The organism is Sanguibacter sp. Z41_6 (assembly GCF_059621145.1).
Genome location: NZ_JCAQIF010000004.1, coordinates 209,252 through 231,120, shown reverse-complemented (window position 1 = coordinate 231,120; position 21,869 = coordinate 209,252). Strand labels below are relative to the sequence as shown.

General features: G+C 70.0%; 17 protein-coding genes. 9 read left to right on the top strand and 8 right to left on the bottom strand.

The genetic code is table 11. The features are described 5' to 3' along the window. Positions 1-4: 4 nt before the first annotated feature. The 5 genes from AC54T1_RS11240 to AC54T1_RS11220 form a co-directional block, all read right to left on the bottom strand. A complete protein-coding gene (locus AC54T1_RS11240) occupies positions 5-1,426 on the bottom strand; it encodes a GGDEF domain-containing protein (RefSeq protein WP_496911976.1) in 1,422 nt (473 codons plus the stop codon). Between the two features lie 126 nt (positions 1,427-1,552). Then, a complete protein-coding gene (locus tag AC54T1_RS11235) occupies positions 1,553-3,223 on the bottom strand; it encodes a ribonuclease J (protein ID WP_496911975.1) in 1,671 nt (556 codons plus the stop codon). A gap of 96 nt (positions 3,224-3,319) precedes the next feature. Further along, a complete protein-coding gene (locus AC54T1_RS11230; RefSeq protein WP_496912072.1) occupies positions 3,320-4,918 on the bottom strand; it encodes a peptide chain release factor 3 in 1,599 nt (532 codons plus the stop codon). A gap of 158 nt (positions 4,919-5,076) precedes the next feature. After that, positions 5,077-6,672, bottom strand: a complete 1,596-nt coding sequence (locus tag AC54T1_RS11225; RefSeq protein ID WP_496911974.1) for a PP2C family protein-serine/threonine phosphatase — start codon at positions 6,670-6,672, stop codon at positions 5,077-5,079. Beyond that, on the bottom strand, positions 6,672-7,493 hold the full coding sequence (locus AC54T1_RS11220; protein WP_484345538.1) for an alpha/beta fold hydrolase: 822 nt from the start codon (positions 7,491-7,493) through the stop codon (positions 6,672-6,674). The genes AC54T1_RS11225 and AC54T1_RS11220 overlap by 1 nt, the downstream gene beginning before the upstream one ends. A gap of 165 nt (positions 7,494-7,658) precedes the next feature. Here AC54T1_RS11220 and AC54T1_RS11215 point away from each other — a divergent pair, with 165 nt between their 5' ends. Together AC54T1_RS11215 and AC54T1_RS11210 are read left to right on the top strand one after the other, a co-directional pair. After that, positions 7,659-8,669, top strand: a complete 1,011-nt coding sequence (locus AC54T1_RS11215) for an aldo/keto reductase (protein ID WP_496912071.1) — start codon at positions 7,659-7,661, stop codon at positions 8,667-8,669. A 1-nt stretch (position 8,670) separates the two neighbouring features. Further along, the gene (locus AC54T1_RS11210; protein ID WP_496911973.1) at positions 8,671-9,438 is read left to right on the top strand and encodes a ThuA domain-containing protein; all 768 of its coding nucleotides are present in this window, start codon (positions 8,671-8,673) and stop codon (positions 9,436-9,438) included. 98 nt (positions 9,439-9,536) lie between these two features. Here the strand turns inward: AC54T1_RS11210 and AC54T1_RS11205 are convergent, their stop codons facing one another. Beyond that, positions 9,537-11,315, bottom strand: coding sequence for a DUF2207 domain-containing protein (locus AC54T1_RS11205; RefSeq protein ID WP_496911972.1), 1,779 nt, complete (start codon positions 11,313-11,315; stop codon positions 9,537-9,539). A 24-nt stretch (positions 11,316-11,339) separates the two neighbouring features. After that, positions 11,340-12,590: an ROK family protein gene (locus AC54T1_RS11200; RefSeq protein ID WP_484345541.1), complete on the bottom strand. Its 1,251-nt coding sequence runs from the start codon at positions 12,588-12,590 to the stop codon at positions 11,340-11,342. A 69-nt stretch (positions 12,591-12,659) separates the two neighbouring features. Between AC54T1_RS11200 and xylA the strand changes: the two genes are divergently transcribed. The 5 genes from xylA (at position 12,660) to AC54T1_RS11175 (ending at position 19,104) form a co-directional block, all read left to right on the top strand. Then, on the top strand, positions 12,660-13,841 hold the full coding sequence (xylA, locus tag AC54T1_RS11195; RefSeq protein WP_496911971.1) for a xylose isomerase: 1,182 nt from the start codon (positions 12,660-12,662) through the stop codon (positions 13,839-13,841). Further along, entirely contained in the window at positions 13,841-15,301 is a 1,461-nt protein-coding gene (xylB, locus tag AC54T1_RS11190) for a xylulokinase (RefSeq protein ID WP_496911970.1), read from the top strand. Before xylA ends, xylB begins: the two co-directional genes overlap by 1 nt. Positions 15,302-15,492: 191 nt before the next feature. Beyond that, entirely contained in the window at positions 15,493-16,524 is a 1,032-nt protein-coding gene (locus tag AC54T1_RS11185; protein ID WP_496911969.1) for an aldo/keto reductase, read from the top strand. Between the two features lie 340 nt (positions 16,525-16,864). Continuing rightward, entirely contained in the window at positions 16,865-18,286 is a 1,422-nt protein-coding gene (locus tag AC54T1_RS11180) for an AAA family ATPase (protein WP_496911968.1), read from the top strand. Next, positions 18,283-19,104, top strand: coding sequence for a hypothetical protein (locus AC54T1_RS11175; RefSeq protein WP_496911967.1), 822 nt, complete (start codon positions 18,283-18,285; stop codon positions 19,102-19,104). The genes AC54T1_RS11180 and AC54T1_RS11175 overlap by 4 nt, the downstream gene beginning before the upstream one ends. 57 nt (positions 19,105-19,161) lie before the next feature. Here the strand turns inward: AC54T1_RS11175 and AC54T1_RS11170 are convergent, their stop codons facing one another. Continuing rightward, entirely contained in the window at positions 19,162-19,398 is a 237-nt protein-coding gene (locus tag AC54T1_RS11170; protein WP_484345545.1) for a DUF6480 family protein, read from the bottom strand. 90 nt (positions 19,399-19,488) lie between these two features. Here AC54T1_RS11170 and AC54T1_RS11165 point away from each other — a divergent pair, with 90 nt between their 5' ends. Further along, on the top strand, positions 19,489-20,796 hold the full coding sequence (locus AC54T1_RS11165; RefSeq protein WP_496911966.1) for a GNAT family N-acetyltransferase: 1,308 nt from the start codon (positions 19,489-19,491) through the stop codon (positions 20,794-20,796). 164 nt (positions 20,797-20,960) lie between these two features. Beyond that, on the top strand, positions 20,961-21,851 hold the full coding sequence (locus tag AC54T1_RS11160; protein WP_496911965.1) for an SDR family oxidoreductase: 891 nt from the start codon (positions 20,961-20,963) through the stop codon (positions 21,849-21,851). Positions 21,852-21,869 lie beyond the last annotated feature (18 nt).

Here is a 21,869-nt window from a genome sequence, read left to right as displayed (position 1 = left end):
CCGGTCAGCTCGAGGCGTGCTCGCTCGCGCGCCCGCGGCGCTTGTCGAGGTACATCTGCTGGTCGGCGAGCGACAGCACGGTGTCAGCCGTCGAGCCGTCGCCGTCGCGCACCGAGGCCGACCCGATGCTCAGCTCGACGGGGATCGCGGTGCCGCCGACCTCGATCGGTTCCGCGAAGGCCGAACGGATCCGCTGCACGGTGGACTCCTCGAGCTTGGGGGAGTCACAGCGCAGGACGACGACGAACTCGTCGCCACCGAGGCGTGCGACGAAGTCCTCGGCGCGCACGGCCGCGCGCAGCCGCTTCGTCACCGCGGCGAGCAGGAGGTCACCGACCCGGTGCCCGTGGAGATCGTTGACGGACTTGAAGCCGTCGAGGTCGATGAAGCAGACCCGGGCGCCCGCGAGAGCACCGGTGTCGATGAGGCGGACCGTCTCGTCGAGGTGCGCGGTCGCAGCACGCCGGTTGGGCAGACCGGTGAGGTCGTCGTGGCTGGCCAGCCGCACGAGGTCGGCCCGGGCGTGCTCGAAGAGGCCGGCGATCTGCCACACCCGGATGAGGAAGAGCGCCAGGACGAAGAGGGAACCGATGATGAGGAGCGCCGGGTCCGCGCCGGCTCCGCTGAGCTCGAGCACCCCGGCGAGCAGGAGGTTCGAGCACACGGCGAACCCGAGCCCGAGCATGTAGGGCAGGGTGAGGGGGCGTGCGGGTGCCCGACCGGGAGTGCCGAGCCGGTCCCTCGAGGGGTGCGCGGCTGCGGCGGCGAGGGCGAGGTAGGCGATGATCCACACGACGTCCTTGACCTGCTCGCCCGCGGGCGTCACCGACGTCACCGAGATGACGGTGGCCGCGAGCATGGCTGCCGCGGCGACGAGGAGGTAGCCGAGGGTGGGGCGGGCGGCGCGTGCCGTGAGTGCGGCCCGCACGACGGCCCCCTTCGTGCCGCACACGAGCAGCACCGTGACGAGGGAGAGCACGCGGGTGGATGTGGTCGCGTCCTGGGCGTCGTGGGCGGGCGCGAGGACGGCGGTCCACAGGAGTCCCGCACCGCTGACGGCGACGATGGCCGAGTCGACCACCGCGCCGCCGTCGCCCCTGGCGATGGGCATGACGATGACGATCGCGGCGACGAGCAGCCCTGCGTACGTGATCATGAGCGACACGTCGTACAGGAGTCCGTCCGCCTCGTCGGCACCCCCGAGCGGGACCTGGACGAACCACACCACGTTGTGGAGGGTCGACATGGCCAGCGCGGCCGCGACGATCAGCCAGGGCGCGCGGTACGGGGGGCGCGCGATGACGAGGACAGCGACGACGACGAGGACGGGTACGCCCGTCGACGCGAGAAACACGAGACCGCTGGCGACGCCCTCCGTGAGGGCGCGAGCGATCCCGAGGACGAGTGCTGCGACCCCGAAGGTCACGTGCGTCGTCCGCGCCGCACGTGAGGTCGCTGTTGTGGATCCGATGTCGTCCTTATCGGCAGTGGCCGGACGGACAGAAGGACCCCGCACGAGATCGCGTGCGGGGTCCTTCTGCATCCGGTCTGACTACGCGTCGACGACGATCGCGTTGACGAGCGGTTCGCGGCGGTACTTGCGCTGCAGCCAGCGGGAGACGGCCTTGGCGATGACGTTCTCGAGGCGGTCGATGTCTCCGACGTCCTTCTTCGGGATCTGTGCGAGCGCCTTCTCGATCTCGATGACGGCGTCGTCGAAGGTGTGCCCGTCGTGGACGAACCCGCGGGTGATGAACTCCGGCTTCTCGGCCATGACCCCGAGGTCGAGGTCGACGAGGGCGAGGACCGTGACGATCCCCTTGGAGCCCAGTGCGCGGCGCTCGGCGAGGGTGTCCTCGGTGGCCGTGCCGACGGTCTGACCGTCCACGTAGACGTAACCGGCGGGGACCTTGCCGACGATCGACACACGACCCTTGACGAGGTCGATGACCGAGCCGTCCTGGGCGATGACGACGTTGCTCGCGGGCACGCCCGTCTTCATGGCCAGCTGGCCGTTGGACTTGAGGTGGCGGGCCTCGCCGTGCACCGGCAGGACGTTCTTCGGCTTGACGATGTTGTAGCAGTACACGAGCTCGCCCGCGCTGGCGTGGCCGGAGACGTGGACCTTGGCGTTGCCCTTGTGCACGATGTTCGCGCCGAGGTCGGTGAGGGAGTTGATGACGCGGTAGATCGCGTTCTCGTTGCCCGGGATGAGGGAGCTGGCGAGCAGGACGGTGTCGTCCTCCTCCACCTTGATGACGTGCTCGCCCTGCGCCATGCGGGAGAGCGCCGCCATGGGCTCGCCCTGGGACCCGGTGCACACGAGGCAGATCTTGTTCGGCGGCATCGACTCGAGCTTCTTGAGGTCGACGACGAGCCCGCGCGGGATCTTGAGGTAGCCGAGCTCGTCGGCGATCTGCATGTTGCGGACCATGGAGCGTCCGACGAACGCGACCTTGCGTCCGCTCTCGTGCGCGGAGTCGAGCACCTGCTGGATGCGGTGCACGTGGCTGGCGAAGCTCGAGACGATGACGCGCTTGGGGGCGGTGCGGAACACCTGCTCGATCGCGGGGATGAGCTCCTGCTCGGACATCGTGAACCCGGGGACCTCGGCGTTCGTCGAGTCGGTCATGAACAGGTCCACGCCCTCCTGGCCGAGGCGGGCGAAGTGGTTGAGGTCCGTGATGCGGCGGTCGAGCGGGAACTGGTCCATCTTGAAGTCACCGGTGTGCAGCACGAGGCCCGCGCGGGTGCGGATCGCGACGGCCAGGGCGTCGGGGATGGAGTGGTTGACGGCGACGAACTCGAGGTCGAACGGTCCCTGCTTGGACACGTCGCCGGCCTCGACCTCGATGGTGCGGGGCCGGATGCGGTGCTCCTTGAGCTTCGCGGTGATGAACGCGAGCGTGAGCTTGGAGCCGATGACGGGGATGTCGGCCCGCTCCTTGAGCAGGTACGGGACGCCACCGATGTGGTCCTCGTGCCCGTGCGTGAGGACGATCGCGACGATGTCCTTGAGGCGGCTGCGGATCGACGTGAAGTCGGGGAGGATCACGTCGATGCCCGGCTGGTGCTCCTCGGGGAACAGCACGCCGCAGTCGACGACGAGGAGCTTGCCCTCGTGCTCGAACACGGTCATGTTCCGCCCGATCTCGCCGAGGCCGCCGAGGGGGGTGATGCGCAGGCCGCCGCGGGGCAGTGCGGGGGGCGCGTGGAGAGTCATCTTCTGGGAGTTCAGCAAGTCGTTACCTTCAAAGGTCTCGTGGCCCGCGTGGGCCGGTGGGTGTGCGGTACTGCCGGGTGGTGCTAAATCTGGGGCCTAGGTGGCGACGAGCGGGTCGAGCACGGCGTCGGGCAGGCGGTTCTTCACGGACGTGACGCGCCAACGGTCCGGGAACAGCGCGAGGTACTCGCCGTCCTCGCGGCGGAGCACCTCGACGCCGAGCTGGGCGTTGAGGGACTCGACCCAGTCCGCCGTCGTGCGGAGCGCGATCTGGTAGGACAGGTGGTCGAGCGTCACCGGCGCGTTGAACTCGGTCGCCATGCGGTGCTCCGCGACCTCGAACTGCATCGGGCCGACAGCGGCGAGCACGGGTGCCTGGTCGCCGCGCAGGTCCGACCGCAGGACCTGGACGACACCCTCGGCTCCCAGCTGCATCACGCCTCGCTGGAACTGCTTGTAGCGGGACACGTCCTTGGCTCGCATGACGGCGAAGTGCTCGGGTGCGAACGTGGGCAGCGGCGGGAACTCGACCGGCTTGTCGAGGTACAGGGTATCGCCCACCCGCAGGTTCGCCGCATTGACGAGCCCGACGACGTCCCCGGGGTACGCGGAGTCGACGATGGTGCGCTCTCGCCCGAACACCTGCTGGGCGTACTTCGTCGCGAACGGGCGGCCCGTGCGGGCGGACGTGACGACCATCCCTCGCTCGAAGACGCCGGAGCAGATGCGCGCGAACGCGAGGCGGTCGCGGTGGGCGGTGTCCATGCCGGCCTGCATCTTGAACACGAAGGCGCTGAACGGCGCGTCCACGGGGCGGACGTCCCCGGTGACGGTGGGCCGGGGGCCGGGGGAGGGGGCGACGTCGACGAGCACGTCGAGGAGGGCGTGCACACCGAAGTTCTGCACGGCGGAGCCGAACAGCACCGGGGTGGTCTCGCCGGCGAGGAACGTCTGCTCGTCGTGGTCGGCGCCCTCGATCTCGAGCAGCTCGGCCTCCTCGACGGCGGTCGCCCAGGCGTCGCCCTCGCGCTCGAGCGCCGCGTCGGGGTCCATGACCTCCTCGGGGGCGATCGTCGTGCCGCCGGCGGTGCGCGTGAAGTGGATGTACTGACCGGTCCGGCGGTCGAGGACGCCGCGGAAGTCCCCGGCGATCCCGACGGGCCACGTGAGCGGCGTCGGGGTGAGACCCGTGCGGTCCTTGATCTCGTCCATGAGCTCGAGGGCGTCCTTGGCGGGACGGTCCCACTTGTTGATGACGGTGATGAGGGGGATGCCGCGGTGCTTGCAGACGGCGAAGAGCTTCATGGTCTGCGCCTCGAGGCCCTTCGCGGCGTCGACGAGCATGACGGCGGCGTCGACCGCGGACAGCACGCGGTAGGTGTCCTCGGAGAAGTCGGCGTGCCCGGGAGTGTCGACGACGTTGATGATCGTGTCGCGGTAGGTCAGCTGGAGCGACGCGGAGGTGATGGAGATCCCTCGGGCCTGCTCCATGTCCATCCAGTCGGACACCGTGTGGCGGCCGGTCTTGCCGTCGGAGCGGCCTGCTTCACGGATCGCCTTCGCGTGCAGCGCGAGCGCCTCGGTGAGCGTCGACTTTCCCGCGTCGGGGTGGCTGATCACGGCGAAGGAGCGGCGGCGGGAGGCCTCCGCGAGGACGGTCGAGCTGGCCGCGGGTGCCGCCTCCGCGGTCGCCACCGAGGTGGCGGAGCTTGTCGTGGGGGTGGGAAGTTCTACGGCTGGCTGGGGCACTGCACATCCTGCGTTCGTCGGACCGGTCGCGTCGGGGTCACAGCCCCAACTCTTCATTGTCCCCCGGATCGGGCGAACTCGTGACATCTGCGGGTCGCCGACGCTCACCGACCCTGCTGGCCCACCCATGTGAGCAGGAGCAGGCACACGTCGTCGCGGCCTTCCTCGTCCTGGAGCATGTCTGCGGTGAGCGCCCGGACGAGGTGGTCCGGCCGTGCGCCGCGAAGGCGCGCGACCGCGTCCAGGAGAGCGCGGAATCCGTCCGGCAGCGATCGGGTCCGCCGCTCGATGAGCCCGTCGGTGTAGAGGAGCACCTGGTCCCCGGGCTCGACGTCGAGCGTCGCCTCGGACCGGTCGAGACCGGGGACGCGCAGCCCGAGGGGCGTCGAGCGCCCGTCCCACAGCAGCCGGGGCGGGCCGTCCGCGGGCAGCACGAGGGGCGGCATGTGGCCGGCGCACGCGTAGGTGAGCCGGCCGAGCGCGAGGTCGAGCTCGGCATGGGCAAGCGTCGCGGACGTCGCGGCGGGCACCTGCTCGACGAACCGGTCGAGACGCGTGAGCAGGCGCGACGGTCCGACGCCGGGACCGGCGACGGCTCGCACCGCGCTGCGCAGCTGCCCCATCACGGTCGCAGCACGCAGTCCCTTCCCCACGACGTCGCCGACGCCGATCGCGAGCACGTCGTCGTCCGCGAGGAAGGCGTCGTGCCAGTCCCCGCCCACCTCGAGGGAGGCGATGCCCGGCCGGTAGAGGGTGCTCACGACGAACCTCCCGTCGACCGGCGTCCGGGACGTCAGGAGCGACTGCTGCAGCTGGTGGGAGACGCTCGCGCTGTGCTCGTAGAGCTGCGCGCGGTCGAGCGCGAGCCCGGCCTGCTGACCGACGGCGGAGAGCGCAGGGAGGTCGACCGGCTCAGCCCCTGCCCCGCGCGCCGGGGCGAGCGAGAGGACACCCTGCAGGGTCGAGAGCCCGTGCAGCGGCACGACGACGCGGCCCTCGTCGGTGCCCGCGACCCGTGACCGGAGGTCGCACCCGGGGGAGGGGCGGGGTGCCGTCGCTGCGTCCTCCCCCGCGGATGCGTGCGCGGCGAGGTGCCCGTCGGCGTCCGGAACCCAGACGGTCGCGGCCGAGGCCCCGAGGGGACCGGTCGCCGCGGCGAGCAGGGCGCGGACGACGCTCGTGAGGTCCGTCGACTGGGAGAGCGCGGTCGTCGCGCGCAGGAGCAGCGTCGTCCGGGCCACGGCGAGCTCGGCCTCCCGGCGGGCGGCGAGCAGCTCGCGCTCGTAGCGGGAGCGTTCGCGGGCGCTCGACAGGGCGACGTGGATGCGACCTCCGGTGGGGGCCGCACGGAGCGCAGTGCCGGGAGCGAGCGGCTCGTCCGTCTCGAGGACTGCGGACATGAGCACCGCGATGCGACCCTCGGGGGAGCGGAGCTCGAGGGCGACCTCGTCGATCCGGCCCTCGACGTGCAGGAGCGGCGACAGGTGCGTCTCCCAGTAGATCCGCCCGCCGACGGAGAGCAGCTGGGACAGCCGGAGCGTCCCGACGACGTCCGCGCGGTCCCGGCCCACCCACGCGAGGAACGTGGCGTTCGCGTCGAGGACGGTGCCGTCGCTGCGCAGGGTCAGCAGCCCGCAGGGGACGGCGTCCCAGCTCGCGCCGTCCGACCTCACCGGGGCGGCGCGGTCGGTGTCGGGCATCACGCGCCGGCGGGGCCCACGCGGACCGCGGCGAGGAACGGCTCCATCGCCGCGACGAGCTCGTCGGGGGCGCTGAGGTTGGGGCAGTGCCCCACGGCGTCGAGCACGACGAGCGCGCTGCCCGTGATGTTCTCGTGCACGTACCGGCCCACCTCGATCGGGGCGATGACGTCGTCGTGGCACTGGACCACGAGGGTCGGGACGTCGACGGCAGCGAGGTCCGCGCGGTTGTCGGACAAGAAGGTCGTCCGGGCGAAGTGTCGGGCGATCGACGGGTCGGTGCGGCAGAAGCTCCTCGTGAGCTCCTCGCCGAGCTCCGGCTCGTCGGGCCGGCCCATGATCGCGGGCGCGATGTGTGCGGACCAGCCGAGGTAGTTGGCGTCCATCGTCTCGAGCAGCTCGTTGATCTCGTCCTGGGTGAACCCGCCCCGGTACCCCTCGTCGTCGATGTAGCGGGGGCTGGGCCCGACGAGGACGAGGCGGTCGACGAGGTCGGGGCGTGCGGTCGAGGCGAGGACCCCGATCATGGCGCTCACCGAGTGCCCGACGACGGTGACCGGGCCGACGTCGAGGGCATCGATGATCTCGAGGAGGTCGGCCGCGTACCCGTGGAGCGTCGCGTGACGCTGCCTGTCGAAGTGGCTCAGGTCCGAGGCTCCCGCTCCGACGTGGTCGAAGACGACGACACGGTGGTGCTCCTCGAACCTCGGGGCGACGTAGCGCCACATGCCCTGGTCGCACCCGAACCCGTGGGCGAACACGAGGGGTGGGGCGCCGGCGGGGCCGCTCACGCGGACGGCGTTCCGGGTGAGGACCGTCATCGATCAAGGATATCGGCGGCCTCCGGGTGGCCGCCAGCAGAACGCCACCGGCGGGCTGCGGCGAGGAGAGCGCTCGATCCGACCTTTCGGATCGAATCAATTCGATAACCGTGCCATGATCGGCACGTGACTCCCTTCCTCGCAGCAGACGACCGTTACTCGCAGATGCCCTACCGCCGCAGCGGGCGCAGCGGGCTCGACCTCCCGGCACTGTCCCTCGGGCTCTGGCACAACTTCGGCGACACGTCGCCGATCGACACGCAGCGGGCGATCCTGCGCCGCGCGTTCGACCTCGGTATCACGCACGTCGACCTCGCGAACAACTACGGTCCGCCGGCCGGCTCCGCCGAGACGAACTTCGGCCGCATCCTGCGCGAGGACTTCCGCCCGTACCGCGACGAGATGATCATCTCGAGCAAGGCCGGCTACGACATGTGGCCCGGACCCTACGGCGACGGGGGGTCCCGCAAGTACCTGCTGTCCTCGCTCGACCAGTCCCTGACGCGCATGGGCCTCGACTACGTCGACATCTTCTACTCCCACCGCCCGGACCCGTCCGTCCCGATCGAGGAGACGATGGGCGCGCTGCACACGGCGGTCACGAGCGGCCGCGCCCTCTACGCGGGCATCTCCAACTACAGCCCTGCGCAGACGCGTGAGGCGCACCGCGTCGCCGCCGGGCTCGGCACCCCGCTGGTCATCCACCAGCCGAGCTACTCGATGTTCAACCGGCACGTCGAGCGTCCGGACGCCGGTCGCACGGACGACCCGGCAGCGACCGGTCAGTCGCTGCTCGAGACGGTCGACGAGCTCGGCATGGGCATGATCGTCTTCTCCCCGCTCGCCCAGGGCCTGCTCACCGACCGTTACCTCAGCGGGGAGATCCCGCAGGACTCCCGCGCCGCCGTCGGGCACTTCCTCAAGCCCGATGCCATCAGCGACACGTACCTCGAGCGGGCGCGTGGCCTCGACGCGATCGCGAAGGGCCGCGGGCAGTCGCTCGCGCAGCTCGCGCTCACGTGGCTGCTGCGCGACTCACGCGTGACGTCCACGCTCATCGGCGCGAGCAGCGTCGCGCAGCTGGAGAACAACGTCGAGGCCGCGCACGCCGCGCCGCTCACGGACGACGAGATCGCCGCGATCGACGCGTTCGCGGTCGACGGCACCAAGCGCTGACATGACGGCCCTACCGATCTCGCCCGGCGCGCGCGTCCTCGTGCTCGCCGGGCACGGCCGGTACACGGACCCCTGGCACGACACGGCCGCGACGTCGTCCCTCGTCGCCCGGGCGCTCGAGACCGATCCCGCCGGCGCCGTGGGCGAGGTCGTCGTGCGGGAGACCGTGCCGGAGGCGCTCGCGGACCTCAGAGAGTTCGACCTCCTTGTCGTCAACGCCGCGGGTCCACCCCGCGGGGCCGGCGACGCACCGGCCCCTGTCCGCCGGGAGGAGGACGCACCGTGGGCGGCGTTCCACGACGCGCTGCGCTCGTACGCCGACGCGGGCCGACCCGTCCTCGGGCTGCACCAGGCGTCGCTCGCGTTCGCCGACAGCCCGCACTGGGAGCGGATCCTCGGTGGGCGGTGGGTCGACGGGGTGTCGATGCACCCGCCCATCGACGACGTGACGTTCACCCTCACCGGTGCGGGGGCGGGGGCGACCGACGCCGGGGCCCACCCGATCGTCGTCGCCCTCGCCACGCGCGGGGTCACCGAGATCACGGCCTTCGACGAGCGCTACGCGCTCCTGCAGGTGGCCCCGGAGGTGGAGGTGCTCGCGACGCACCTCCACGAGGACCGTCCGGAGCCGGTCCTGTGGGTCAACCGCGAGAACGGCCTCCGGGTGGTCTACGACGCCCTCGGTCACGACGTGCGCTCGTACGCCTCGCCGTCACGGGTGGCCCTGCTGCGGGCCGAGGCCACGTGGCTCCTCGCCGGAGGCCGCTGACCGGGCTCACCGTCCGGGACGTCACCCGGGACGCGCTCGAGCTCCCGGGCAGACGTCGAGGGGTCACCGCAGCGCACGGTGGGGTGAGCAGGCGCCGGTCACAGGCCCCGGCTGCCGCCACCACCCCCGCCCCCGACCGAGAAGCTGCTGCTCGACCCGCTGAAGCCCGAGCCACCCGAGGAGCTCGTCGTCCCCGATCCGGGTGTCGACGCGAGCGTCGTGTCCGTAGCGGTGGAGAACCGTCCGATCGACTGGCCGACGAGACCGAAGCGCAGCACGCTCCCGTCGAGGGGGCGGTACCAGCCGTCCTCGCCGAGCCACGACCCGGACGGCTCGAGCTCGGCGAAGCGCTCGACCCAGCGGTCCACGAGGCCGAAGACGATCGCGTACGGCAGGTTGCTGCTGACGAGGCGGTGCGCCTCCTCCATCTTCAGCTGGCCCTCCGCGGCGGTGCTGAGGTAGTGCTCGAACCCGCGGGCCTGCTCGTAGAGGGCTCGGCCGAGCGCGGTCCGCTGCCGGAACGCCGCGACGGACACGTGCTCCGGGCCGAGGGGCTGGTTCACCAACCCCCGCTCCCGCAGGCGTTCGTCGATGGCGGTGAGCACGTCGCTGCGGTCGCCGGCGAACTTCTCCGCGAGGGAGGACATGGTCGGCGTGCGGCTGAGCTTGAACAGGCCGGTGAGCAGCCGCGCCTCGTGCGGCGCGAGGTCCGAGCGGTCCTTCTCGACCTCGACGAGACGCCAGTCGTCGGGGTCCGTCGAACCCGACCGCTGCCCGCCCGTCCCCGTCGCGTCGGCGGAGGGCATCTCCTCGATCCGCAGGTACCCGCGGACGGCGAGGTCGACGATGCTCGCGGTCACGTCCCGCGAGCGGAGCTGCTTGGAGACGAGGGCGCCGACCTCGCCGACGGTGAGCCCGTCCGGCGGCGTGACGCGGAGCGTGACCGGAGGGTCCTTGCGGACCGGGACGACCGGGGCCGACGCCGGGTCGACCGGCACGACGCCGGGCTCGACACCCGCGAAGGTGAGGTCGCGACGACGTCGCGCGGTGAGCAGCATCCCGCCGACGGGGAGGAGGACGAGCGCGCCGATCATCCCGGCGATCACGGTCGCTGCGCCGCTGCTCACGCCCTCGTCGGTCAGCTCGGCGTACTCCTCGTCGGTCAGGAGGATCGGGGCGGCGTCGGCGAACGTCCCGGCCGGGTACGCGACAGCGAGGGTGAGGTTGTCGCCGTGCGCGATGCCGGTGCCGCGAGCGGTGACGATCGCGCCCGGCTCGCTGAGCTCGTCGCACGCCGTGCCGTCGCTCGCCTGGGTGCACCGCGCCGCGGTGGCGTCGACCGGGCCCTCGACCGTGACGTGCACGACGTCCATGCGGACGTGGTCGTCACCCGTGACGTTCCAGTACAGCTCGTCTGCGTCGGGCACGCCCGCCTCGTCGCGCACCGCGTTGAGGGCGCCGTCGATCCGGTAGGACACGACGTACGTCTGGACACCGGTGACGCGCTCGTCGCTGTCCTCGTCCGCCGCGACCTGGATCTCGAGAGAGGCTCCGTGGTCGATGACCTCGAGCTCCGCGGGTGCCCCGGACGGGCTGCTGGCGCTGACGTCGGAGTACTCGTACCGGCGGTAGCCGTCGTCGTGCTCGACGGCCGTGGCGAGGTCGCGCGCGAACCCCCGGCCCTCGCGGTCCCCGAAGTCCCACGCGTACGTCTCGGTGACGAGCACGGCCCCCGAGCTCTCGATCGTCACGGCGACGTCGAGGCTGCGGATCTCGTCGTCGGAGGCATCTGCCGCGGCCGCGGGGCTCGCGAGCACCCCGGGGACGAGGAGGAGCGGGAGGAGCGTCGTCGCTCGCGTTCTGGCTCGTGCCGTCATGCGGGGACCCTAGCGCCGTCGTCGTCAGGCGGTCGCGTCGACGAGCCACCGTGCGGGGTCGGAGACGACCTCGCGGAGGACCGCGCGGGCGCCTCCCATGGCCGCCGCCCGGTGGCCGACCACGGCGCGCCGGATGTCGAACTCCGACCAGGGCGCGGAGAGCACTCGGTTGGTGAGCTGCTCGCGGACGAACGGCTCCAGCGAGTCCGCGAGGTCGGAGTACGCCCCTCCGAGCACGACGACGGGGATGTCGATGAGGTTCATGAAGTCGGCGAGGGCGGACCCGAGCGCGGTGCCGGCGCGGGCGAGGGCCTCCCGCGCCTCGTCGCTGCCTGCGTCCGCGGCCGCGAGGACATCCACGGTGCTCGCGGTCGTCGGGAGGCCGGAGGCGCGCAGCAGCGCGTCCTTGCCCGCGTACTGCTCCAGGCATCCCGTGGCGCCGCACTCGCACGGGGGCCCGTGGGGGTCGACGACGACGTGCCCGAGCTCCCCGCTCCACCCGCGCCCACCGAGGAACGGTTCCCCGTCGACGATGATCGCGGCCCCGATACCGACGTCCGCGGAGACGTAGAGGAAGGACCCGGGCATGGAGGGTGTCGCGTCGCCCGCGACCTCGTCGTCCGCGCTCGGCTGCACGACCTGCGCGAGGGCCGCGAGGTTGGCCTCGTTGCCGATCGTCAGGGGCGCGCTCCCGGTGTGGCGGGCGATGGCGCTGAGGTCGACGGGGGAGAGATCGGCCCACCCGAGGTTGGGCGCCACCCGGAGGGTGGAGGAGCTCGCGTCGACGAGCCCGGGCAGGGCCACGGTGACGCCCGCGATGCGCAGGTGCACGGGGTCGGGCACGTGCGCGGCTGCGGTCGCGAGGAGGTCCTGGGTGAAGTCCGCGAGACGCTCGAGGACCTCGGTGGGGTCGCTGTGGTGGAAGTCGCCCGGCAGGGAGGCGCTCGCCACGACGTCGCCCGCGAGGTCGACGATCGTGCCGTTGAGGTAGTCGACGTTGACCTCCAGGCCGATGCCCACGAGCGTGCCGGGCGCGGGGGCCAGGGGGACCGCCGGGCGGCCGGCGCGGCGCAGCGGTGCGGGCGGCAGCTCGGTGACGATGCGGGCCTTGATGAGCCGGTCGACGAGGGCGGAGACCGTCGCGCGGGTGAGACCGGTGGACGTCGCGACGTCGGCGCGCGAGGGTGGTGTGGTGGCCCGGAAGATCTGGTGCGCGACAACAGCGATGTTCTGCTCGCGCAGGGAGTGCTGCCCGACTGCGGGAATGGCGGCCATGGGTTGACCATACCGGTCCGCAGGGATAAGTTCAGTCATACAACAAACACGCTCAACGAGGAGACTCACGTGACCAACGCTTCTGGTATCAACTACTCCTTCGGTCTCTGGACCGTGGGCTGGAACGCGCAGGACCAGTTCGGTTCCGCGACCCGCCCGAACCTCGACCCCACCTACTCCATCGCGAAGCTCGCTGAGCTCGGCGCCTGGGGCTTCACGTTCCACGACGACGACGTGGTGCCGTTCGGCTCCGACGACGCGACGCGCGACCGCATCCTCAGCGGCGTCAAGACCGCGGCCGAAGAGCACAACATGACCATCGAGATGGTCACGACGAACCTCTTCAGCCACCCCGTCTTCAAGGACGGCGGCTTCACGTCGAACGACCGCTCCGTGCGCCGCTTCGCGCTGCGCAAGGTGCTCCGCAACATCGACCTCACCGCCGAGCTCGGCGCCAAGACCTTCGTCATGTGGGGCGGCCGCGAGGGCTCCGAGTACGACGGCGCGAAGGACCTGCACGCTGCGCTCGAGCGCTACCGCGAGGGCCTCGACCTCGTCGCCGGCTACATCAAGGAGAAGGGCTACGACATGCGCATCGCGCTCGAGCCCAAGCCCAACGAGCCCCGCGGCGACATCTTCCTCCCGACGATCGGCCACGCGCTCGGCTTCATCGCCGAGCTCGAGCACGGCGACATCGTCGGCCTCAACCCGGAGACGGGCCACGAGCAGATGGCGGGCCTCAACTACACGCACGGGCTCGCCCAGGCGCTGTGGTCGGACAAGCTCTTCCACATCGACCTCAACGGTCAGCGCTCCATCAAGTTCGACCAGGACCTCGTGTTCGGTCACGGCGACCTGCTCTCGGCCTTCTTCACGGTCGACCTCGTCGAGAACGGCTTCCCGGGCACGCCCGACGGCCCCCGTTACACGGGCCCGCGCCACTTCGACTACAAGCCCTCGCGCACCGAGGTCGAGGCCGGCGTCTGGGACTCTGCCTCCGCCAACATGGCGATGTACGAGATGCTCGCGAAGAAGTCGAACGAGTACCGTGCCGACCCCGAGGTGCAGGAGGCCTTCAAGACGGCCGGCATCTTCGAGCTCGCCACGCCGACCCTCAACGAGGGCGAGACCGTCGCCGAGCTCCTCGCCGACCGTTCCGCGTTCGAGGACTTCGACCCCGAGGCCGCTGCACAGCGTGACTTCGGCTTCGTGCGCCTCAACCAGCTGGCCCTGCGCCACCTGATCGGCTGATGACGGCTGCCACCTCGTCGCCCGCCACCGGGTCCGGTCGGACCCTGGTGGCCGGCGTCGACTCCTCGACGCAGTCCTGCAAGGTCGTCATCCGCGACGCGGAGACCGGTGCGCTCGTGCGCTTCGGCTCGGCCAAGCACCCCGACGGCACCGAGGTCGACCCCGCCGCATGGTGGGACGCCTTCGGTGCTGCGGTGGCCGCCGCCGGTGGGCTCGACGACGTGGCAGCGCTGTCCGTCGGCGGCCAGCAGCACGGCATGGTCGTGCTGGACGCCGACGGACAGGTCATCCGGCCCGCTCTCCTGTGGAACGACACCCGGTCAGCCGGGGCGGCCCAGGACCTCGTCACCGAGCTCGGCGGCCCGAAGGCGTGGGCCGACGCGATCGGCAGCGTCCCCGTGGCCTCGCTCACGGTGACGAAGCTGCGGTGGCTCGCGCAGAACGAGCCGGAGAACGCGGCGCGCGTGGCTGCTGTCGCGCTCCCGCACGACTGGCTCACGTGGCAGATCTCGGGTGCCGGCGGTTCCGTCGGCGCCGCCCGGGACCTCTCCGCGCTCACGACGGACCGCTCCGACGCGTCCGGCACCGGGTACTTCGACGGTGCGACGAACACGTACGTGCCGGAGCTCCTCGACCTCGCCCTCGGTGAGGGCGCCTCGCAGCGCGTGGTCCTGCCGCGCGTGCTGGGGCCGGGGGAGAGTGCCGGGACGGTCGACGGCATGGCCCTCGGGCCGGGAGCCGGCGACAACGCCGCTGCCGCCCTGGGCCTGGGCATGGGGCCGGGTGACGTCGCGATCTCCATCGGGACGTCCGGCGTCGTGTCCGCCATCGCCACGGCACCGACCACGGACTCCTCCGGCATGGTCACGGGCTTCTCGGACGCGACCGGTGAGTTCCTGCCGCTCGCGTGCACGCTCAACGCCAGCCGGGTGCTCGACGCCGCGTGCCGGACCCTCGGGGTGGACCACCCCGGGCTCTCCGAGCTCGCGCTGTCCGCCCCGGCGGGTGCGGACGGGCTCGTGCTCGTCCCGTACCTCGAGGGCGAGCGCACCCCGAACCGTCCCGACGCCACGGGCACCCTGCACGGCATCCGCCTGAACAACATGACGCCCGCGCACCTCGCGCGCGCGTTCGTGGAGGGCATGCTCTGCGGGCTGGCCGACGGCCTGGACGCCCTGCGCGCCCAGGGCGTGGAGGTCAAGCGCCTCCTGCTCATCGGTGGCGGTGCCCGCTCGGAGGCCGTGCGACGCATCGCGCCGCAGGTCCTCGGGATGCCCGTCGAGGTCCCCGAGCCGGGCGAGTACGTGGCTGACGGCGCTGCCCGTCAGGCGGCGTGGGTGCTCTCCGGCGCCGAGCAGGCTCCGACCTGGAGCGCGGCCGGGAAGGGCAACGAGATCTTCGACGCCAGCCCCGAGCCGATCATCCGCGAGCAGTACGCGGCGGTCCGCGACCTCGTCTGAGGTCACCCGCCCACACCACCTGAGTTGTCAGACTCTCGCGCACACATACGTGCGCGAGAGTCTGACAACTTTTGTGTTTCCGGGGGCGTGCGGTGTGCCCTGAGTGGTGGCGGGAAAGCTGCCGCAGGGGCAGGGTGGGACCAGCGTGCTGGGACCACCCGGCACGCGTCCCCACCCGGAGGAGACGATCCGTGAAGTACCGCACCCTCGGCGCCAGCGGCGCCGTCGTGTCCACGCAGGCACTCGGCACCATGACCTTCGGGGCGGAGGCGGACGAGGCCACCTCCGGGCAGATCATGACCGCGTTCGTCGAGGCGGGCGGCACCTTCATCGACACCGCGGACGTCTACAGCGCGGGGTCCTCTGAGGAGATCGTCGGTCGGTGGCTCGCCGAGCACCCGACCGAGGCCGCACAGATGGTCGTCGCGACGAAGGGCCGGTTCCCCATGGGCGCCGGGCCCAACGACCTCGGGCTCTCACGCCGGCACCTCACCGTCGCGCTCAACGCCTCCCTCCGACGGCTCGGCGTCGAGCACATCGACCTCTACCAGGTGCACGCCTGGGACGCGCTGACGCCCGTCGAGGAGACGCTGCGGTTCCTCGACGACGCGGTCAGCGCGGGCAAGATCTCCTACTACGGGTTCTCCAACTACCTCGGCTGGCAGCTCACCAAGGCGGTGCACGTCGCGGCGTCCCACGGGTGGGCGGCCCCCGTGACCCTGCAGCCGCAGTACAACCTCCTCGTCCGCGACATCGAGCACGAGATCGTCCCGGCGTGCCTCGACGCGGGGATCGGCCTCCTGCCGTGGTCTCCCCTCGCAGGCGGGTGGCTCAGCGGCAAGTACACGCGTGACGTCCCGCCGCAGGGAGCGACGCGCCTCGGGGAGAACCCGGAGCGGGGCATGGAGGCGTGGCAGGCGCGCAACGCGGACGACCGCACGTGGCGGGTGCTCGACGCGGTGCACCACGTGGCCCAGGAGCACGACGCCTCCGCCGCGCAGGTGTCCCTCGCCTGGCTCGCCGCCCAGCCCGCCGTGACGTCGGTGATCCTCGGTGCCCGCACCGTGGACCAGGTTCTCGACACGATGCGCGCCGCCGACCTCGAGCTGGACGAGACCGAGCTCCGGGAGCTCACCCGGGCGAGCGCGCCCCGGGTCGACGACTACCCCTACGGCACGGCCGGGGTGCAGCAGCGGCAACGGAAACTCACCGGCGGGCGCTGACCCGACCCGGGCCCATGGGGACCGACTGCGTCCGGCAACAGGCCCTCGCGTCAAGGGTGCAATTCGGGGAAGAGCCTCGCCCTCCCTTGCCAAAAACTCCTCCATGACGGCGCGGCTAGCGGCCGCTGTGGCCACAAAATGCCCCGCACTGGCTCCCACGCGCCGAGGCTAGTCCTGGAAACTGCGACGTGACAGAGTTCTGCCGTCGGGCAACTCGCCCTCTTCGTCCCAGAGGCAGCGCGTGGGAGCGCTAGTCTTACGTTGCTTCTGCGGGCATATACAAGAAAAGTTTTGCGAACCTCGCAACGACCCAGGCTCGCCTAGGCTCGACAGATGGGCGATGATGACGCGCTTCCCGACCAGAATTGTGATCTCCGAACTGTTCGACCAGCCCGGGCACAGGTTGAGTGTTGATCTTGCGCGAAACGAGAGGGTGACTATTCTCACGGGGCCGAATGGCGTCGGAAAGACCCACGTCCTGAAGATAATCAAAGCCATCCTCTCGATGAACTTCAGCGATCTGCTACGCCTGCCGTACGCACGGGTCGAATTAACCCTTGATGGTGGTGAGGTGATTGAGATCGAGAGGACAGTGGGTGATGTCACTAGCGTGCGAGTGTGCTATCCCGACGAACTCTTCGGTGTCGAGAACTTCGAGGTCACTTCGAGTGACTTTGCGGCCGACGAGACGGACGAGCTGCCCGAATGGATCCAGAGGATTGACGAGAACGATCGTTGGTTCGATACGCGAATTGGTCGATACGTTACAAGTGTCGATCTATCACGCAGGTATGCAATTGAAATCCCGTCTGCGGTGCGCAGGGCTAGCGTGCTGGCGGAACATCCTCGGCTCGTCGAGATTCTTGATAGCCCAGACGTCATTCTGATCGACACGAAGCGATTGGATTCCGTTCCGCGGGCTTCTGCGCGGAGCGATTACCGCTACTTTGACGAGGGGGGGCCGCGGCGGCGGGGGCGAAGCCAGGGGCGCATGCGGCAGTACTTGAGTGAAATCCAGTCCGCGGTCCGACGAGCCAAAGCAGAGTCTCTTGCAGAATCACAGCAGGCTGATGAGCAGTTCGCCGCGAAGCTTCTGAGGCGTTCACGCAAGGTGGTGCGAGATGACGCGCTAGTTGCAGAGTACGCACGTTTGGCGGTTCTGAGCGAAGAATTGAGCTCGAATGGGTTGGCGGGTCGGGTTGTAAACGTAAAGATGCCGGAAAAGACAAACCCAACGGAACGGCGGGTGTTGGAGCTCTTTTTCCAGGACCTAGACCGGCGGCTCGCGCCATTAATTCCGGTTCACCGGAAGTTGACATCGTTGAAGGGCATCGTAAATGCGAAGCTCTATCGCAAGTGGATCGCTTTTAATGGCGCGGGCCAGTTGCAAGTGCAAACAAGCGCGGGCTCATCGGTAAAAGTGGATCAGTTGTCATCGGGGGAGCAGCACTTGCTCGCGCTCTTCACGCTTCTTTTGTTCACCGCGAGAGAGGGGTCTCTTATACTCATTGACGAGCCTGAGATCAGCCTTCATGCCGCTTGGAAGCATGCCTTCATCTCGGATATCGACGAGGTTGCCGGCATATCGGGATTGCGGATTCTTGCGGCGACGCACTCGACTGGCATCATTAACGGCCGATGGGATCTTGTGTCGGAGATACAGCCCGACCAAGCGAGTCTTACGGAGATCGCGATGGGGAAGCAAGCCGAACCGGTCGAGGATGACTTGGATGACCTGCTCCTCGAAGGAGAACAGGCGTGATGCAGTCGAGCCTTCAGGAATTCGATCTCCCTTGGGATCGAATTAGGCAGCATCGGCAGGTGGATCGGCGCGGCGTTGTAGTCGTCGAGGGCCCAAGCGACGAACGGCTCCTGAACAGGGTTTTTCCGGGCGAATGGGCCGTGTTTCCTGCGGGGAACCGGCCGCAAGTAGAGATTGTGCTCGCACATTTGGCAGAATTGCGGCTAAAGCGATTCGCCGGTTTGGTCGACCGCGATTTTGATGATTTCGTCGCGCGTTGTGAATCGTCCTGCCTGCCGGTGTTCTCCTACCGAGAGGTGGACCTCGAGGCGCTTCTGGTGCAAGGCCCTTGGTTTGCGTACTATCTCGAAGAAACCGCAAGCTTGAAAAAGATCGTGGCTGCGGGTGGTGTGGACGTTATTCGAGCGCGTGCGATCGAGATTGGATCAGTTGTCGGCGCACTTCGCGAACTGAATGCGGAGAATTCGTGGGGCGTGGATTTTGAGGCGCTCGAGTTCTCAAAGAAGATCGATTCCCGCACCATGCAGATCGATTACAGCAAGTTGGAGAACTCCTTCCGCGGAGCGCTCCAGGCGCGCATTGGTGCGGAGGCCGCGGGCGCTGCGGTGGCCGGTTTCAAGAACCTCGCCGCCTGGAAGCTGACTGGTCGCTTCCGGGGTAAAGATGCGCTGGAGGTCATTCGGGTTGGCCTCCGGCAGTACCTCGGTGGCGTTTCGCTCCCTCATGTCGATCAGGTCGCTGGGCCGTTGAGGTTAGCGGTCGATGCGCGACTTGGTCTGCGTGCGCCGTTTCCCGATCTTGCGCGGGTGCTTGCGTAGAAAGTTTGGTTGCCTCATTCATGCGCCGCGTGATGAAGGCGCATTGAATCAGTGCGTTCAGTCGAACAGGCCGACGGCGTACCCGACGAACGCGAGGATGCCGATGCCGACGACCAGCCCGATACCCAGGAGCCAGAATCCGGAGGACATCCGCGAGCCGCCGCCCTCGTCGTGCCCCTGGACAGCGGCGACAGAGGACTCGCCCGGCGGCGTCTCGCCCGGGTTCACGGATCCGCTCGCGCTCTCCATCGGCAGCTGCGTGGGGTCGGGGTCAGGATTCCGTGCGTCGGTCATCGGGCTCCTTCAAGGCTCTCGTGGTCCCGTTCAACACTATGACGCACGGGCGATGCCGCAAGCGGGCGCCGATCCTCGTACCGTGGACCGGTGAACAGCTTCGATGAACAGTACGAGATCCGACACTTCAGCCCTGGCCTGACGACCGACGACGCTGGCGCCGAGGTGCCCGACGATGCGACAGCAGGATGGGCCACCGCGGTGGCCACCGCCTTCCACGAGAAGGAGGCTGACTCCGCGGAGGGCCGGGCGGCCGGTGTGCGCGGCTGGATCGCGGACGGCCGCCGCCTCACGGGCGTCTACGCACGCGATCCTCGGACCGCCACCCTTCCCGCAACGCAACCGGTGGGCACCTTCGTCACCTACCCCGGGACCCTCAACGTCGGAGGTGGCGTCCTCCTCGACACCCAGCTCATCTCGGACGTCACGGTCCGCCCGACGCACCGTCGGCGCGGGATCCTGCGGCGCGTCATGGTCGACGACCTGCAGCGGGCGGCCGCCGGGGGCGCGGCGATGGCCGCGCTCACCGTCTCCGAGGCCACGATCTACCGGCGGTTCGGTTTCGGTCCGGCGACGTCGCTCGTCCGCACGCGGGTGGACACCCGCGACGGACTGGCGTTGCTCACCACGCCCGCGGGTACCGTCGAGCTCGCGGACCCGGCGGCGCTCACAGACGTCGCGCGGTCCGTCTTCGCGAGACTCCACGCACGCACGCCCGGGTCGATCTCGCGCGCCTCGGGGGAGTACGACATCTCCCTCACGGGGGTGATGCCCGGCCAGCCCGCCGAGCCGCTGCTGCGCGCGGCCGTCCACCTCGCGTCGGACGGCGAGGTGGACGGGTACGTCACGTACCGCGTCGAGGAGCGCGGCGAGGCGGTCGCGGTGCGGGTGGTGGACCTCGTGGCCGCGTCCGACGACGCGTACCTCGGGCTGTGGGAGCTCCTCGGGTCGATCGACCTCACGACCGAGGTCGTCTACCGCGACGCCGGGGTCGCGGACCCCCTGCCCCACGCGCTCGTCGACTCCCGACGGCGTCAGGTCACCGGCGAGACCGACCACGTCTGGCTGCGGGTGCTCGACCCGGTGGCGGCGTTCGAGGCTCGCCCGTACGTCGTCGACGGCAGCGTGACGCTCCGGGTCCGGGACGCCCTCGGGTTCGCGGACGGGACGTTCCGCATCGAGGTGCGCGACGGTCGGGCCGCGGTCACCCGGGGAGACGACCTCGAGGCGGACGTCGAGCTCGACGTGGCGGCCCTGGGATCGGTGTACCTCGGCTCGACGGACCCGTTGACCCTCGCTGCCGCCGGACTCGTCGACGAGCGGACGCCCGGCGCCCTCCACCGGGTGCGGGCACTGCTGAGCCCGGAGCGCGCGGTCCACTCGATCACGCACTTCTGACGCCGCCGCCGGGACGTGGCGCACCGACCCGGTGCGCCGCGTCCCGCGCGCGCGTCGGAGCGGTTTCCCCGGACCTGCCGGGCCAGCGTCCCAGCATTCGCCCGGCTGGTTTCCCGCTCTGCGTTCGAGATGCGGGCACGTGGTGTCGACAGCAAGATCGATCCATGACAGACCAGACCACACCCCAGGACCCGACCACCCAGCACCCGACCCCCGAGCAGCCGGTCGACGACATGTCGACACCGGGGCACACCGGTGAGATGACCCAGCAGCCGGACCACGGTGAGGAGACCTACCGTGGGTCCGGCCGGCTCGAGGGCAAGCGAGCCGTGATCACCGGTGGAGACTCCGGTATCGGCCGCGCAGTCGCCATCGCGTTCGCCCGTGAGGGCGCCGACGTGCTCATCTCGTACCTGCCCGAGGAGGAGGACGACGCCCAGGAGACCGTCCGGTGGATCACCGAGGCGGGCCGCAAGGGCGCGACCTTCCCCGCGGACATCCGTGAGGAGGCGAACTGCCAGGCACTCGTCGACCACGCTGTCTCCGAGCTCGGCGGGATCGACATCCTCGTCAACAACGCCGCCTTCCAGATGGCGCAGGAGGACGGTCTGCTCGGCATCACCACGGAGCAGCTCGACCGCGTCTTCAAGACGAACCTCTACGCCCTGTTCTGGATCACCAAGGCCGCGGTGCCCCACATGAACGAGGGTGCGACGATCATCAACACGACGTCCATCCAGGCGTCCGACCCCAGCCCGCCGCTGCTCGACTACGCGACGACGAAGGCGGGGATCCTCAACTTCACGCGGGGCCTGTCGCAGCAGCTCGTCTCGCAGGGCATCCGCGTGAACGCCGTCGCACCCGGACCCATCTGGACGCCGCTCATCCCGGCGACCATGCCGGACGCGAAGGTCGAGGAGTTCGGCGCCGAGACCCCGATGGAGCGTGCGGGGCAGCCGGCCGAGCTCGCGCCCGCCTACGTGTTCCTCGCCTCGCAGGAGTCGAGCTACATCACGGGTGAGTCGATCTCCGTCACCGGTGGCAAGCTCTTCTGATCTGCACGCTCGGCCCGG